At 70.0% G+C, this 14,793-nt stretch carries 14 protein-coding genes; 9 read left to right on the plus strand and 5 right to left on the minus strand.

Translation table 11 applies throughout. The features are described from left to right. Nucleotides 1-63: 63 nt before the first annotated feature. From OIE13_RS13535 to OIE13_RS13545, 3 genes are all read left to right on the plus strand, one after another. Nucleotides 64-915 carry a hypothetical protein gene (locus OIE13_RS13535; protein WP_326639689.1) on the plus strand — a complete coding sequence of 284 codons (852 nt, stop codon included), beginning with the start codon at nt 64-66 and terminating at the stop codon, nt 913-915. Beyond that, complete coding sequence (locus OIE13_RS13540) at nt 912-4,418, plus strand: hypothetical protein (RefSeq protein WP_326830088.1); 3,507 nt, start codon at nt 912-914, stop codon at nt 4,416-4,418. Before OIE13_RS13535 ends, OIE13_RS13540 begins: the two co-directional genes overlap by 4 nt. Before the next feature lie 76 nt (nt 4,419-4,494). Next, nucleotides 4,495-6,645 carry a hypothetical protein gene (locus OIE13_RS13545; protein WP_326830089.1) on the plus strand — a complete coding sequence of 717 codons (2,151 nt, stop codon included), beginning with the start codon at nt 4,495-4,497 and terminating at the stop codon, nt 6,643-6,645. Nucleotides 6,646-6,702: 57 nt separating this feature from the next. Here OIE13_RS13545 and OIE13_RS13550 read toward each other — a convergent pair whose 3' ends face one another. Further along, nucleotides 6,703-7,434, minus strand: coding sequence for an SDR family NAD(P)-dependent oxidoreductase (locus OIE13_RS13550; protein WP_326639683.1), 732 nt, complete (start codon nt 7,432-7,434; stop codon nt 6,703-6,705). 69 nt (nt 7,435-7,503) lie between these two features. Here OIE13_RS13550 and OIE13_RS13555 point away from each other — a divergent pair, with 69 nt between their 5' ends. Then, the gene (locus OIE13_RS13555) at nt 7,504-8,103 is read left to right on the plus strand and encodes a TetR/AcrR family transcriptional regulator (RefSeq protein ID WP_326639681.1); all 600 of its coding nucleotides are present in this window, start codon (nt 7,504-7,506) and stop codon (nt 8,101-8,103) included. A gap of 106 nt (nt 8,104-8,209) precedes the next feature. Further along, entirely contained in the window at nt 8,210-8,941 is a 732-nt protein-coding gene (locus OIE13_RS13560; RefSeq protein WP_326639679.1) for a Mut7-C RNAse domain-containing protein, read from the plus strand. On the opposite strand, the gene OIE13_RS13565 is transcribed toward OIE13_RS13560, so the two are convergent. The 4 genes from OIE13_RS13565 to OIE13_RS13580 form a co-directional block, all read right to left on the minus strand. After that, nucleotides 8,938-9,117, minus strand: a complete 180-nt coding sequence (locus tag OIE13_RS13565; protein ID WP_326639677.1) for a hypothetical protein — start codon at nt 9,115-9,117, stop codon at nt 8,938-8,940. The genes OIE13_RS13560 and OIE13_RS13565 overlap by 4 nt on opposite strands. Nucleotides 9,118-9,346: 229 nt before the next feature. Continuing rightward, nucleotides 9,347-10,006, minus strand: coding sequence for a C39 family peptidase (locus OIE13_RS13570; RefSeq protein WP_326639676.1), 660 nt, complete (start codon nt 10,004-10,006; stop codon nt 9,347-9,349). A 78-nt stretch (nt 10,007-10,084) separates the two neighbouring features. After that, nucleotides 10,085-10,669: a D-alanine--D-alanine ligase family protein gene (locus tag OIE13_RS13575; RefSeq protein WP_326830090.1), complete on the minus strand. Its 585-nt coding sequence runs from the start codon at nt 10,667-10,669 to the stop codon at nt 10,085-10,087. Nucleotides 10,670-11,411: 742 nt separating this feature from the next. Further along, nucleotides 11,412-12,818 carry an IS1380 family transposase gene (locus tag OIE13_RS13580; RefSeq protein WP_326830091.1) on the minus strand — a complete coding sequence of 469 codons (1,407 nt, stop codon included), beginning with the start codon at nt 12,816-12,818 and terminating at the stop codon, nt 11,412-11,414. 587 nt (nt 12,819-13,405) lie between these two features. Between OIE13_RS13580 and OIE13_RS13585 the strand changes: the two genes are divergently transcribed. The 4 genes from OIE13_RS13585 (at nt 13,406) to OIE13_RS13600 (ending at nt 14,698) form a co-directional block, all read left to right on the plus strand. Next, a complete protein-coding gene (locus OIE13_RS13585; RefSeq protein ID WP_326830092.1) occupies nt 13,406-13,618 on the plus strand; it encodes a hypothetical protein in 213 nt (70 codons plus the stop codon). After that, nucleotides 13,594-13,941 carry a hypothetical protein gene (locus OIE13_RS13590; protein WP_326639671.1) on the plus strand — a complete coding sequence of 116 codons (348 nt, stop codon included), beginning with the start codon at nt 13,594-13,596 and terminating at the stop codon, nt 13,939-13,941. The genes OIE13_RS13585 and OIE13_RS13590 overlap by 25 nt, the downstream gene beginning before the upstream one ends. 173 nt (nt 13,942-14,114) lie before the next feature. Continuing rightward, on the plus strand, nt 14,115-14,420 hold the full coding sequence (locus OIE13_RS13595) for a hypothetical protein (RefSeq protein ID WP_326639669.1): 306 nt from the start codon (nt 14,115-14,117) through the stop codon (nt 14,418-14,420). Next, entirely contained in the window at nt 14,417-14,698 is a 282-nt protein-coding gene (locus OIE13_RS13600) for a hypothetical protein (RefSeq protein WP_326830093.1), read from the plus strand. Before OIE13_RS13595 ends, OIE13_RS13600 begins: the two co-directional genes overlap by 4 nt. Nucleotides 14,699-14,793: the final 95 nt, after the last annotated feature.

Here is a 14,793-nt window from a genome sequence, read left to right on the forward strand (position 1 = left end):
GCATGTTCCGGCCTTGGCCAACGTGATCGGCGCCGACCCAATCGAAACGAGGATGGTGCACCGGTGAGCGACGCGGACCTGTTTCCCTCGGCCTCGGCCCTCGCGACGCTCCGCGACGCCGCCGCCCAGGTCCGGCCGGAACCGCCGCCTGGCCAGGTGGTCTCCTGGCTGGCCCGGCTGCGGCTGCTGATCGGCGTGCCATTCCCGTACCTGGTGGTGGACGACGCGCTGCTGCCGCCACCCGAGTCGATCCGGTTCTTCTTCCTGGACCGCAACTGGACCGACGCGGCCTGCGACGGCGCGCTCAGCGTCGCCGCCGACGCGCGGGAACGGGCGCACCTGCGGGGCCGGCACGCCGAGCTCCGCGACACCGTGGACCGCGCGGAACGCAACGACCGCCACAGTCGAGTCCGGCCGGGGCAGGTGCTCGACGGCGCGGCCGACATGCCGGTGACCGGCTTCCTGCTGCGCTCCCGGCTGGTGTCCGGCTGGCCGGGCCTGCAGGTCAGGGCCTCGCGCGACGGCTCGGCCGTGCCCACGGTCCGGCTGGAGCGGCTGGCGCCCGCCGTGCTGCTGGCCATGTTCGACGGGCTGCCCGACACGGTCACGCTGGAGGAACCCCACCAGGGTGTGCAGTTCGGCTTCAACGCCGCGGCCGGCGGCCGGTACGCCGTGCCCGGCCGTGACGGACAGCCCGCCGCCGGGCCCGTCCCGTTCCGTCCTGGCGGGGGCGGGGTCGTGGACATGGTGGCGCTCGCCGAGCTGCTGCACGCCACCGAGGCCGCGCCGCTGGCCCGCCGCCTCCTGCAGTTCCCGTTCCGCCAGGACTTCACCGGCCCGCCGGAACCCGGCACCGCCTTCCGGCCGTCGATCACCCTCGCCGACCTCGGCGCGGCCTTCGAGGAGGAGGCGTGACCGAGGACACCGTCTTCCATCCCGCGTACGCGCTTGGCGTCCGCGACGCCCTGGTCCGCGGCGTGGCACGCACCCGCGGCACCATCGCGCCGGCGCTCCGGCTGCTCGTCCCGGTCGACGTGCGGGCGCTCGTCGTACGGCCGGGGCACGCGGGCGGTGCCGCCGACCACGTCCCGATCGCCGATGTGACCACGCTCGCGCTGAACACGGACACGTTCAAGGGACCGGCGAGCACGCCGCCGTTCACCGATCTGGCCACCCCCCGGGCACCGGGCGTGCACCTGCACTGGGCACTGCCTGACGGGCTCACGACGACCCGGGCCGACGGCACGTACCGGCCGCTGCCGGATCGCTGGCTGGTGACCCGGCTCAGCGAGCAGCCACCGCGCGCGGTTCGCTCCTGGGTCGTGGAGGCCGACCGGGCCAACGTCACCGACCTGGCCGCCTGGCGCGAGCCTGGACCAGGAAACCCGCCGTTCACGCACCCGCACATACCCGCCGGTCAGCTCACGGCCGTGGCGGGCGGCGAGCCCGGCTGGGCCGCCGTGTACGACAACGTGGCGACCCGGTTCGGCTTCCACGACCCCTGGCTCCCGGGGCAGACCCCGATGGGGCCGCTGACCTATGTGGTCACCGGCTGGTACTCCCAGCCCGGGCTCGACCCGCTGCGGGACGCCGAGGACCCCGAGACGTTGCTCGCGTGGTTCGGCTGGGCGCTGTCGCCAGAACGAATCGCCGCCGCCCGCGAGCGGGCCGCCCGCGCCGTGTCTGCCGCCGTACGGCTCGGCGTGCTGCCGGCGACGGCGGTCGAGCAGCACACGCCCGCCCGCCCCGACGGCCTGGCCGCCCCGGACGCTCCGATCGTCTCCGACCCGCGCCCCTGGTGGCCCCGCCAGTCGGTCTACCACGGCGTCGTCTACGGTGTGCCCCGTGACCCGGACACCACGAACCCGCTCCCCGACGACCGGCCGGACGCCGCGACCCTGGCCGTGAGCGTCGGCGCCACCTCGGTCGACGCGGCCGCCGCGCTCATCGCCGACCGCCTGGCCGACCCTGCGGCCGAGGTACGGTACGCCGCGTTCGCGTACGGCGTCACCGACGCCCTCATCGAGCCGACCGGGGTCACCCGCCTGGCCGAGGAACTGCACGCCCGGGCCTTCGACGCCGCGCCCGGCGGGGAACGCACCGAGAAGACGATCCTCGGCGACCCGTTCGAGGTCATGCGCGACCCGGAGCAGCCGACCCCGGCGACGGACGAGCTGCGCGCCAGGTTCCCGGCCGGGCAGGTGCGGCTGGCCTTCACCGGAACCGGCGCGCAGGCCGCCGACCTGCTGGCGGCGCGCACCCAGCCGGCCAGGATCAGCCCGCCGCCCGACCCTCGCCGCGTCGGCGACCGCACCATCCCGTTGCCCCGCCTGTACCAGCCGCAGGACCCGGTGGTGCTGGTGCGCGGCCTGCGCCGGTGCCTGCGGCACGGCCACGACGGCCGGTTCTCCCTCGACGACCGGCTGGCCTGCCGCCTCACCGGCGACACCGTACGCACGATCGCCGGCATCGACGGGCGGCGGCTGCTCACCGAGGTGCCCGCCCACGGGGAGATTCCCCGCGAAGCGGCCGACCTCGTCGTCGAGGCCGCGACCCAGGACCCGTTCACCTCCTTCGACGAACGCCTGCTCAACCGGATCGATGTCGACTTCGCGGCGGCGCGCACGGCGATGGAGACCCAGCACGCCCTGTTCCTCGCCTGGCTGGCCCGCCCGGCCGAAGCCGCGCCGCTCCTGCGCTACTCCCTGTACGACGGCGTCACCGGCTCCCCCGCCGGGATCACCATCTGGCAGCGGCAGCCCTGGGTCCCCCTCTACCTGGAATGGCAGGCGGAGACCACGCTCAGCCCCGAGCTGGGCGGCTGGACCCTGGACGAACTCGACTTCACCGGAGTCACCGGACCGGACGCCGTCCCCCAGGTTGTCACCAACCGGTCCCTGCTCACCCCGGCCACCGCCAGGTCCCTGGCTTCCGCCGTGTCCGCCTTCTGCGCGGCCGAGGACGTCCTGGACCGGGACGGCCAAGGCAGGCTCGGCGAACAGGACCAGGCAGCGCTGCGGCGGCTGGCCGCGGAAGCCGGGTACACCGACTTCCTGAGCGCCGCGCTCGGCGACCTGCGCGCAGCTCTGCTCGGCTACGCCGACACTGTCACCCGGGACGGGATCCCGCCGGAGCCGACCGGTCCCGCGCTGCTGCTGCGCGCCGGTCAGGCCCGCCTGCCGCGGTTGCGCGCCGTCGACGCGTTCGGCCGCTCCGTCGATCTGCTCGCCGCCGGCGCCCCCGTGACCGGCCGGGGCCTGCAAGGTCCCGGGAACGCGCTGACCCTGCGCCCGCGCCTCAACCCGCCGTCCCGGCTGATGGTGCGGCTGGTCGACGCGGCCGACGACAGCGTCGAGGCGAACACGGATCCCACCCTCGCCAAGCCACCGAATCCGGTCGCGGGCTGGCTGCTGGCCGACCACGCCGACGACGCGGTGGAGTTCTTCGACCCGGGCGGCGTCCCCCTCGGCCAGCTCCGGCACGACCCGATCACCGACGCGGTCGTGTGGGAGGGCCCGCCGGGCGACCGGGGCCCCATCGGCCTGGCCCCCGGCTGGACGGAACCGGAACGGCGGCACCTGACGGCGCTCGCCCGCGGCCTGCTCGACGCCGACACCGCCGAACGCGCCGACGCCACGCCCCGCACCGACACCCCGCTGCGGGCGCTGCTACGGGTGATCGAGACCACCGGGCAGACCGTGGCCTGGCCGGGGCGCGGCGAGCACCTGGCCCAGCTCGTCGCCCGCCCGGTCGCGCTCGTCCGCGCCACGCTGCGGCTCGACATCGTGGGCGAATCCTTCCCCGCCATGCCCGAGGCCCGCCGCGCCGCCTGGCGCCGCCTCGCGGCGAGCACGTTCCCGGTACGGCTGGGCGCGCTCACCCGGATCGACGACGGCCTTTACGGATTCGTCGTCGACGACGACTACCGCCGGTTGTGGACACTCGACCCGTCGATCTCCGCGTCCGCCGTGGACAGCGGCGCCCGCCGCGGCGACCTGGCGGGAAAGCCCGCCGGAACCCGGCGCCTGGAGTCGCCGATGCTGCGATCCGGCACGATCTGGCTGCGCCCCGGCCAGACCGTACGGCTCACGCTGCTGCTGGACGCCGCCGCGAAAGTCCACGCCACCAGCGGGATCCTGCCGCGCAAGTCGATCGAGCTGCTCCGGGACTGGACGGCCCCCGCGCTGGCGCGGATCATGCCATCGTTCCGTGCCGGCCCCGTACTGGTGGACGCCGACCAGGTGCGCCTGCCGATCAGCTCGCTGCTCGGCGGGGCACAGAGCTGGGCACGGCGCGACGGCGAGACGTCCTGGCGCGACGACCCCATCGTCGCGGCCACCCAGCAGGCGCTGCTGCCGGTGGACGCGGCCGTGCTCGAAGAGGGCTACCTGCGCCTGCGCATGGAGGAACAGCCATGACAGGCCGTCACCCCGGCTCCCGCCGGGTTCCACCAACAAGCACCATATGAGGGCCTGTGAGAAGGATGGCGCCCTAGTGACCAGCACCGGCCTGAACCAGCTCACCGCCACCGTCCTGAGCAAACGCGGCACAAAGCCCAGACGAGCCCCCGTACGCCGTTTCGCCCGTTTCGTCATTGACACCCGGCTGGTGGACGGCGACCTGACCGTCACCGACGCGCCCTACTCCCCCACGCCCACCGTGTCCGCGCCGTACCCGCAGTCGCTGCTGCTGCGCGGGCGGGTGCGCGCCGGCGCAGGGCCGCTGCGGTGCCGGCCGCTGTTTCCCGGGCGGGTGCTCTTTCTGGCGGATCAGGGCGGGGTGGTGCCCACTCCCGGCCAGGTGACCCGGGAGGCGTACCCGAACTGGACCACGACCGGCCTGCTGCTGGTCGACTCCGGTGATCTCGCCGACCCCCGGCTCAAGCGGCAGATCAACGCGCTGACCGGCACGGACGATGAGGCCAGACCGAGCCGCATGTGGTATGGCACCGTCCGTATCCCCGCGGCGTTCCTGTTCGACGCGCTGCCGCTGCTCGCCCCGGACGAGGCGCCCCCCGGCCCCGGCTGCGCGCTCTCCGCGGAGCACCGGGCGCGGATCGTGGCGTTCCTCCGCGGCGAGTGGGGCCCGCGCCTGCGCGTGAACCGGCGTTCCCCGACGGCGTCCGGAGACGACGCGGCGGCCGGATGGATGCCGGAATTCGTCGTCGGCGCCGACAACAGGTTCCTCATCTCTGTGAGCGCGGCGGCCCTGGTCGCCCCGTACGACGGGAAGGACAGCGCGTTCGACCTGGCCGCGCCCGCCGGGGCCGGGAGGCTGCATCCGGCGCATCCGGCGAACGCCGCGATCCCCGCCCGCCGCGTCTACCAACTGGCCGGGCAGACCGGACACCTCGTCGACCCGCTCCCAGCACCCGTGACCTCCGGGCCGAGATATGGCCTGCTGAAGTTCACCCGGATCTGGCTGGCCCAGCCGGACTGCTCCATCCTCTTCCCTTTCCAGCAGGTACGGCTTCGCGACCGGGACGGCAACGTCCTCGGCCAGCGCCTGGCCGCCAACGGCCTGCTGTTCCACCCGCTGCCGCCGGGGGCACGGACCCGGTTCTCGGTGTCGCTGGCGCCGGGGGTGGCGAACGCTGTCGTCCGGGTGCGCTGGCTGTCCGGCGCGGCCGAAGAGGACGCGGAGGGAAGGAAGATCGAGTGCTGGCAGCGGCCGGGGACCGATGATCCGCTGGACGTCGATCTGGCGGGGGACCGCGTGCACATCGTCATCCGCCGCCTAATGAACCACATCATGACCGACGGGCCGTACCCGGTCACTCACGCGCTCAGGGGGGAGGGGAGGAACTGGCGATGCACCTTTGTGTCCATGCGCCGAGTGATCCGCGCTCTCGTCGACAACCGCATCGCGGGAGGCCGGCTCAACGACGTACGGTCAAATGAGATCACCGACGAGGACGAGCGGCTGCGCTTCGACGCGAGGATCCTCCAGATCGTCGACCTGGCGATGCAGCCCTACCGGAACCCCTTCGGAACGCACCTGAGGGATGCCGCCGGGTTCCTGCCGAAACCCAAGGGCGGGTGGAGCCCGGGAGCGCTTCTGATCGGCGGCCGGCCCGATCCCCAACTGCCCGGAAGCTACGCGAGGTGGTTCCTGCCTTTCCTGAACGCGTTCTTTCCCACGCTCATGCCGGCCACGAACGTGCGCGGATCCTCGTGCCATCGCACCCGGCTGTCGCTCGGCCACACCGCCTACCTCGTCTGGCAGTCCAGGGATTTCGCCAAGAACGACGTCACACGCAACTTCCCCGACCGGGTGCTGGGCCGGGGCGGGCCTGGCGCGCTCGTGCTCACCGGCCTGGCCGGCGACTTCCACCTGGACGCGAGTCCGCCACCCGGCGACGAGGCGCCCGACGACTACATCAACGCGTCCATAGCCCGATTGACCGACGGCGGGCTACTGCCCGGCGCCCTGCTGCAGTTCTGGGAGAACTCCAAGGATTTTCATCGGGTCATCAACCGGCGCGTGGCCCGCACGGCGAACGGTCACTCCCCCGTTTTCGCCGGGGTCATCGACGAGGAAAACGTAGGCATCATCGACCAGGGCGGCCGAAAGCATGCTGTTGTTTTGCCGACACCGAGCCTCAGCGGATACCGCATCCTCATCGCCGCCGACTGGATTGAATGACCACCCGAGGCAGGGGCGCAGGAAACCTGGTCTTCGAACAGGTCACGAAAGGCGGTGCTACCCGTCGCGCGTCACCCGGTAGCTCAGCCGCGGACTCACCCGGTGCAGCGCGTTGAGCAGCCTGATCCTGCCCACATAGACGTGGTCGCGATTTCGGTCGATGGCGCGGGCGATGGCCCGGGCGGCGTCCTGCGGGCTGATCTTTCCCCTGCCGCGGCCCGCGGTCATGTCGGTGTCGATGAGCGGCAGCATCGCCTCGGTGACCGCGACTCCCGATGCCGCGGCCTGTTCCTGGTAGCGCAGGCTCCGGGTGAAGGTGCGCAGGCCCGATTTCGTCGCACAGTACACCGCGGCACCGCGCTTGGGCGCGATGGCCAGCCCCGAGGTCACGTTGACGATCCGAGAGCCCGGCCGGGCCCGTAGCAACGGCAGGCAGTGCGCCGTCAACTGCAGGGGGCCGGTCAGGTTGATCGCGATCTCCCGGCTGATGCGATCGCAGCCCTGGTCCGGTGTCAGATCTCCGAGTTCGTAGACGTCCTGGACAGCGGCATTGTTGACCAGCAGCGACAGCTCGCCCAGGCGGGTCGCCGCCTCGGTGAGAAGACGCAGTTGCGTCACATCGGCGAGATCGCACGGGACTGCCGTGACCTGCGGCAGGGCGGCCGCGACACGGGCCAGGGCATCGGCGTCCCTGCCGCACAGCAGCAGCCGATATCCGCGCCGTGCCAGCTCGTGCGCCAGCGCGGCACCCACTCCGCGCGACCCTCCTGTGATCAACGCCAGGGGCATGACACGCTCCTCTCATCCCAATCCGTTACGTCTGCGTATCGTAACGTATCTAGGTGAGAAGATAAGCCCATGCGTGACATCGACCGGCCGCGCGGCGGCAGACCCCTCGACAGTGACGCCTCTCAGCGCATCCTGCGGGCCACGCTCGAAATCGTCGCGGAGAACGGGCTGGGCAAGACGACCATCGAGGCCATCGCGCGCCGCGCGGGCGTGGGCCGCCCCACCGTGTACCGACGCTGGCCCGACATCGCCCCGCTGATCTCCGACGCGGTGGACATGGCCTTCGCCCAGGTGAGCGAGACCACCGAGAAGACCGACGACGTCGCCGCCGCCCTGGAAACCCTGCTCCGCAAAAAGATCACCGTGCTGACGACCACCCTCGCCGGAGAGTTGATCAGACAACTCGCACCGCATTTCGCGGCCGACGACGCCCTGGGAAAGGCCCTGTCGCAAGCCCATCGGCACCAGCAGGCATCCTTGGCACCCATCATGGAAAGAGCCCAGCGAGAAGATCGGCTGAACCTGCCGAGCGTCGCACTGGCCACCGAGGCCGTACTGGGCATCATCTACCTGCGCCTGCTGACCGCGCTGCCCCCGCTCCACCCCGAACAGGCAGCGGAGCTGGCCGCACTGGCCATACACCCGCGTTCACCGTCGACACCGGCATAGATCACGCAAGCCTGGTCGCCACGTGAGACCCGCAGGCCCAGGTCCGGCCGTCACCCGTCCCGCACCACAGCCTCGAAGCGCCTGCGGAGGATGGCATGCTGACAGTGTGAGCGAATCTGACATCCGCCTGCGTATCGCCGCCGAGCTGCTACTGTTCCTGCCCGCGCGCCGGCGAGGCGAGTGGCAGCGGGTGGCGCCCGACGGGACATCGACGCTGGGACACGTCGTGGAGTCGCTTGGCATTCCGCTGCCGGAGGTGGGGCCCTTGACCGTCGAAGGCGCGGAGGTCGGCCCGTCCTACCAGCCCGCCGCCGGTGACGTGATCCATGTTCACGCCGTGCCCCGTCCCCAGCGAGTGCCACTCGAACCGGGACAGCACGCGCCCAGGTTCCTGCTCGACGTCCATCTGGGCACCCTCGCGCGACGGCTCCGGCTGCTGGGCGTGGACGCGACCTACCACAACGACATGGACGACCCCTCCCTGGTCGTCGAGGCGAACCGGGAACGCCGCGTGCTGCTGACCCAGGACCACGGCCTGCTCTGCCGCCGGGCGCTCTGGCTCGGCGCCTACGTACGAGGCATCAAGGCGAATGATCAGCTCCGCGACCTGCTGGAGCGATTCGCGCCACCGCTGCGGCCGTGGACCCGCTGCACGGCCTGCAACGGGGAGTTGATACCCGTCGAAAAACACGAGATCGACCGCCTGCTGGAGCCCGGGACCAAGCGTTCCTACGACGTCTACGGCCGATGCTCGGAATGCGGCCAGATCTACTGGCGCGGCGCGCACAGCGAACACCTGGAAGAGATCGTACAGTCGGCCATGCGCACGCCCTCTTAGCCGGACAGATCGGCGGCACGCAGCCGTACCTGTTCCCGCTCGGCCCGTTCTTCGGCGGTCGGTCCGCCGCCCTGGGCGCCCGAGCTTGAGGGACCGCTCCGCGTGTCGTCGCTGCAGACCGGCGTCTTCGCCGGGTCGGCGGGGAACAGGATCGGCCAGCATGGGCGCGGTTCCAAAGCCATCGTGCGTGAGGCCCAGCGCAACGTCCGGCTCTACACCTCGCAGTACGGGCTGATCGAAATGCGTGCCAGGGCGACCGACGATCCGAAATGCATGGTCGCGTTATGGATGATCGGCTATCAGGACGAGCCGGAGCGCTCCGCCGAGATATGCATATGTGAGATCTTCGGCCGTGACGCCGGATCGGACAGCGCGAAGATCGGGATGGGTGTTCACCCCGCAGCACTACCCCAGGACCAGGGTGATGCCTCGACCGCCGAAAAAGGAGCCGAACACCTCGGCGGGCAGCGTGGCCCGCCGGGCGTTCGGCGTGTGGCCGGACGGGTTGAGAAAGTGCACGGTGCCGTGGTCATAGCCGGTGACGAGCACCAGGTGCCCGCCCTGGCCGGGGGCGGGCCGGTCAGGGCGCCGGATTTCCTTGTGGACCGAGACCATCACCAGATTTCCGGCCACCAGCAGGTCGGGGACCTCCTGCATAGTCAGGTGCGGGTGAACGGTCGCGTCCAGGCCGTGCTCGGCGCGGGCGTAGTCGGCGAACGGCTGGTAGTACAGGCCCTTGATCGCGCCCTGACCGTCTTCGACGTAGCCGCCATAGGGCACACAGCCGCGTAGTAGCTCCAGCATCGGCGGCGCGTGACCATCACGGTGGTCGAGGACCATCTGGAGGCCGGCCATCCCGCAGCAGTGCCGGGCCCAGGTCCCGTACTCGGTGCGGGTGCTGGCTCCGGACTCGGCCCACCGGAGGTCGTCGGCCGGGTCAGCGCCCTGGTAGGCGATGGCCTCGATGAGGTCCGGGGTCATGTACTGGGTGTAGACGGCGACGCCGTCATGAAGCGTCTGCTCGCGACCTCCCGTCGTCGTCTGCTCGCACGCCAGGCAACCCATCGTCTCTCCTTATGTCGGTGCGGCCGATCAGCGTCCTGAACGTCGACCAGTCGACGTTCCCCCCGGACAAGACCACACCTAGATCAGTGCGCTCGTGCTCGCGGTCAGGTCCGCAGGGCAGTGGTTGGAGAACATCGCGGGGTTGTTCTTCGTCGGGTAGTCGTAGAACTCGCCGGTGGGCCGTGTCTCCAGGGCCGGTAGTGTCTGCAGGTCATCGCCGTCGGCCAGCACGCCCAGGGTGACCGAGCGGCCCGGACAGTACTGCTCGGCGAACAGGGCCTGCCCACTCGTTCGCAGCTCCTCGATCAGGCCGGTAAGATCGTGCTCGGTGTGACCCACGTGCATGTCGATGGAGCCGCCCTCCGACACCGGCTTGATCATGATCGGCAGGTTCAGGGAGTCCGCCAAAATCTTGGCAGTCAGCTCGGCGGGCTCCCTGTCGTCGATATCGCGCCCAGGCAGAACGTTCACGCCGTGAGCACTCACCGTTCTCTTAGCTGCGGTTTTGTGCATCGCCAGGGCGCTGGCCAGCACTCCGGACCCCGTGTAGGGGATGCCTCTGTGCTCCAGTAGTCCTTGGAGCTTGCCGTCTTCGGCGTACTGCCCGGCGATGGCCAGGAAGGCCACATCTACCTCGCGCAGACGGTCGAGGAAGTTGGGCACGGCCGTGTCGATCAGGACAGCGAAAAAGCCCTGCCGGGTCAACGACGCATGGGCGGCCTCCTGAAAGGAGCGACCGGGCGCGCTCGCGGGAGCTGCCGCCGGTCAGTACACCGATTCGGCCACTACCTGGAAGGTCGAGTAGGGCGGCGTCAATCGGAAACGGCACGGGAGCCTCCTGACCTGCTGTTGGGGCGCCGAATCGGCGGATGCGAAGAATGGGTACAGATCCTCGGATTTCCCTCGCTGTCCGTCCAAACGCTAGTTCCACCGCATTTGGGACATGCCGAAGACAACATGACCTCCTTCAAGTTGTCGCGCGTGAAGCCACGGCCTTCTCGCGTTTTGGTGTGGAGCCCCCGGTAGGGCAGGGTCAGGCAGGGGCTGACCGGCCGGGGAAGGCTGGCCCTACCGGGGGAGTTTCAGGGGTTACGCCGGCCCCAGCGCCATGGCCGCCAGCCGTTGCGCCAGGCCCTCATAAACGACTCGACGATGAAGGCCGCGATGGCGAGCCGGAGGGATACTGAGCCTGGATCCACGGCGTGAATTCTGGTGATCATTCTTCGGTTCGATTCCTTCACCAGGACCGTTTTGCCTGACGGGGGTCTGATTTGGGGTGTGGAGAACCCGCCGTGCGCGGGTCACGGATTGTCCAGGCGTTCACGGGCTCGGGGGCGGGGTTCGTGCGCGAGGGCGCGGGTGACCGTGGAGGTCGAGGGAAGAGTGGTGGCAGGGCGGGGACGGGTCAAGCCGCGCGGATCGGTGGCAGCCGGTGGACGGCTTGGAAGAGGTTCATCCATGCGTGCCGCCAGTGCCAATACCGGGGAAGATGCAGGGTGAGGTGGCCCCGGCCGTGCCGGGCGATGCGGGCGGGCACGCCGATGAGATGGCGGCGCAGGGTGGCGCCGCGCGCCTTGGCGTGAAAGGTTCCGGCCAGGCAGCCGGCCGCGCGCAGCAGGTTGTGGCAGATCGCCGCCAAGGTCAGCCAGGCGGCGTTGGCGGTGAACACGCCCGAGGGCAGGTGCGCTAATGGCCCGTCGATCAAGTCCGCGTTGACCTGCTCGATGACCGCGTGATCACGGTGTTGTTCCTCGGCCTGCCCGAGGGCGTACGGACTGTCGGTGAAGATCGCGTGATAGCGGTAGAGCGGGAACGGTTCCTCTTGCCGGAGCCCGGTCTGCGAGTTGAGCCGTTTGACCCGGCGCACGATCAGCCGGGCGGTGATGGCCTGGCCCTTCTTCGCGGCGAATGCCGTGTAGGCGACCTCCGCGATCTCGGCGTCGGAGATCCAGCCCCCTGCTTGTTCGTCGAAGATGGCGTTGGGGTATTTGATCGCTGTCCAGGCGGTTTCGTCGATCGCCGCGATCGCGGCTTTGATCTTGGGGTCCATTTTGGCGGTGACGGAGAAGCGCACGTCGTTCGTGTGGCAGGCGTTGATCACGCCTGCGGTGTAGAACGCCGAGTCCCCGCGCATCATCAGGGTGGCGCTCGCGCCCGCTGATCGTGCCGCGCCGATCGACTCACGCACGAACCAGGCCGCGCCGCGGGCGGAGTTCGCGCTTCCGCCGCGCAGCCGGGTGCCGGTCACCACCGGGGCGGCCAGCGGTGTGGACAGTGTGGAGGCCAGCACGTTCAGCTCGCGCACCAGCACGCCCTTGCCGCCGATCTTGGTGTGGCCGAACCCCGATCCTTGCTTCTTGTAGCCGTAGGTACGTCGTTGCATCGAGTCCACATCGAGGAAGGCGAGCACGTCCGCGCCGGGCAGCAACGGCGTATGGGCGGCCGGCCGGGCCGGCAGCAGGCGGGCCACTTTCTCGATCTGCCGGACGTTGCCCCAGGCCAGGCACCGCAGGAACGATCCCAGCGTGGACGGTGCGCGGATACCGGTAAACAACGTGTCCATGCCGCCGTGGCGCAGTGCGTCCAGATCATCGATGCTGTCGGCCCCGCAGGCCATCCCGGCTACGATCGAGCCGATCTTCGCCGCCGGGTTCACGCCGTCTCGGCCGGTGGGGGTGACGTGCTCGCCTGCCAGGTCGCTCAGGCCGCACCGCTCGGCCAGCCGCATCACCGGCCCCAGCCCGCCGTACGCGACTACACGCTCCTCATCGAAGATCGCATGGGTTTTGGCAGAGTCGTGGAACAATTGCACTTGAGAGGTGTCCTCTCGATCAAGGTGGCGGAAGCCTGAAGAACTCCCATCATCCCAGGTCGGAGGGCACCTCCTCTCATTTCAGGATCTTCAGTTCAGAATCGGCTCGGTGGATCCAGGCTCAGTCGGTCATGCCGAAAAACTCGATGAGGGCCTTCTGTTCGGCGTTCAGTTTCCTTTTCGCCGTGCTGACAAGTTCCCTCGTCGCGTCCCGTCCGGGCTGCTGATAGCGCAGCCACTCCGACGCTACATCAAGGGCTGAACACTGTGGACCGGCCCGCTCTTGGATCTGCCCAGTGAGCTGCGGCAGACCAAGAGCGGGGCCTTCCCCCCGAACTCGACGACATCCGCAAGGAAACCCGTGTCGAGATCGCCATTCTTGCCGCTGGCCACGGTTTCTGTCGCGCCTGCGGAGCCACGTCGGCGACGAAGCGGTCCACCCGGACCGAACCGAACGCTTAACCCACAGGATCTACTGCTGATATCGCGAGGACGCTCGGGTGGGACGACTCCAAGAGGTACCGGACCGGTACACCGCGCCCTGGGCGCGGACGAGGTGACCGTGGTCGGTCACGACTTGCGGCCCCGTGGCCCTCATTCTCACCGCGCAGCGCTCCTCCCGCGTCACCCGGCTCGCACTGCTGGCGACCAACACCTTCGTCGACACGCCGATACCGCCGCCGCTGTCCATGGTGACCTGGCCGCTGCTCGGCCCCCTCTCGCCGCAGCGGTTTCGGCCCTGCGTAAACTGCCGAGTGGCCGTGGGACGTACCTGGTGCCGCTCACCGTCATCGCGCTGACTGCAGGAAGCCGCCGAGCCCACGTCCGTGGTGCGCTGCTCGGGGCGGCGACGGCCGCCAAGTTCCTGCCCGCGGCAACCGTACCGGGGGCGCTGTCCGGGATCCTGGCCAGGGAAGCGGTATCGGTGCGGCGCCGTGTCGGAGTCGTCGCCGTCGTCCTGCTGTCCGCCGGAGCGGTGGTGGGGCTCGCCTATCTTCCGTATTTGCTCACCTCCCGTGCCCCCGTCCTCGGTTATCTTTCCGATTACGTGGCCGAAGAGGGCTACGACGATGCCTCCGCGGCCAACCGTTATACGGTATTGCGCCTTTTCCTGCCAGAGTAACGTCAGACCATGATCGCCGATAGTCATCTTAACAATTCGCCGGAATTACATTCCGGGTACGCGGTATTCAGAGGAAATATCGTACGACTCAATGAGTTTTCCAGTGTTTTCCGTGGGAGCGGGAAAATCGCGTGATCGGCGCCTTCTATGAGGATTCTCTGAGAGGAGGAAGCGTGGACATCGAGTATGCCGACGGCCGCGTCCAGCCGCTCGCCTCTGAGCGCTGGCTGCGACCGATCGAGGGCGATGAGCACATCCTGGCCCGATGCGGCGGACCCACCCTTGATGTCGGTTCGGGACCCGGAAGGCTGACCGTGGCGCTCACCCGGATGGGGGTTCCCGTCCTGGGCATCGACGTCACTCCGCTGGCCGTCAACCTCCCGAGGCGGTCATCCATATCGACATCCACGACCTGGACCCGCTGCCCACCTACGTCCATGGCCGGGTGGCGCTGCTCGGCGACGCCGCCCACGCCATGAGCCCCGACCGCAGCCAGGGTGCCGGCCAGTCGATCGAAGACGCCGTAGTCCTGGCCGCAGCCCTGCGCCGCTACGACACCGAACGCCGCCCGCGTACCCAGGCCACCGTCCGCGGGGCCCGCAAGGACGGCGCCCGCGCCACCTCGCCTGCCGCCAACCGCCTCGTCGTGCCGATGCTCCGCTTGATGCTCGCCGCTCTCTGGCGCAAGGGCCTGTCGCCCAACGGCAACTCGATCTGGCGGTGGCAGCCGCCCCGGCTCCCTGTGCGAAAGCCGTAAGGGAGCCTCTGGTGCGCCGGATCCGGGGCTGTTAACGTCAGTGATGGAGCGCCGGGAAGCCTGGTCGGCAACGTCATATCGGATCGGCTTCAGGG

Origin of the sequence: Streptosporangium sp. NBC_01810, from assembly GCF_035917355.1 — a bacterium.
Taxonomy (GTDB): domain Bacteria; phylum Actinomycetota; class Actinomycetes; order Streptosporangiales; family Streptosporangiaceae; genus Streptosporangium.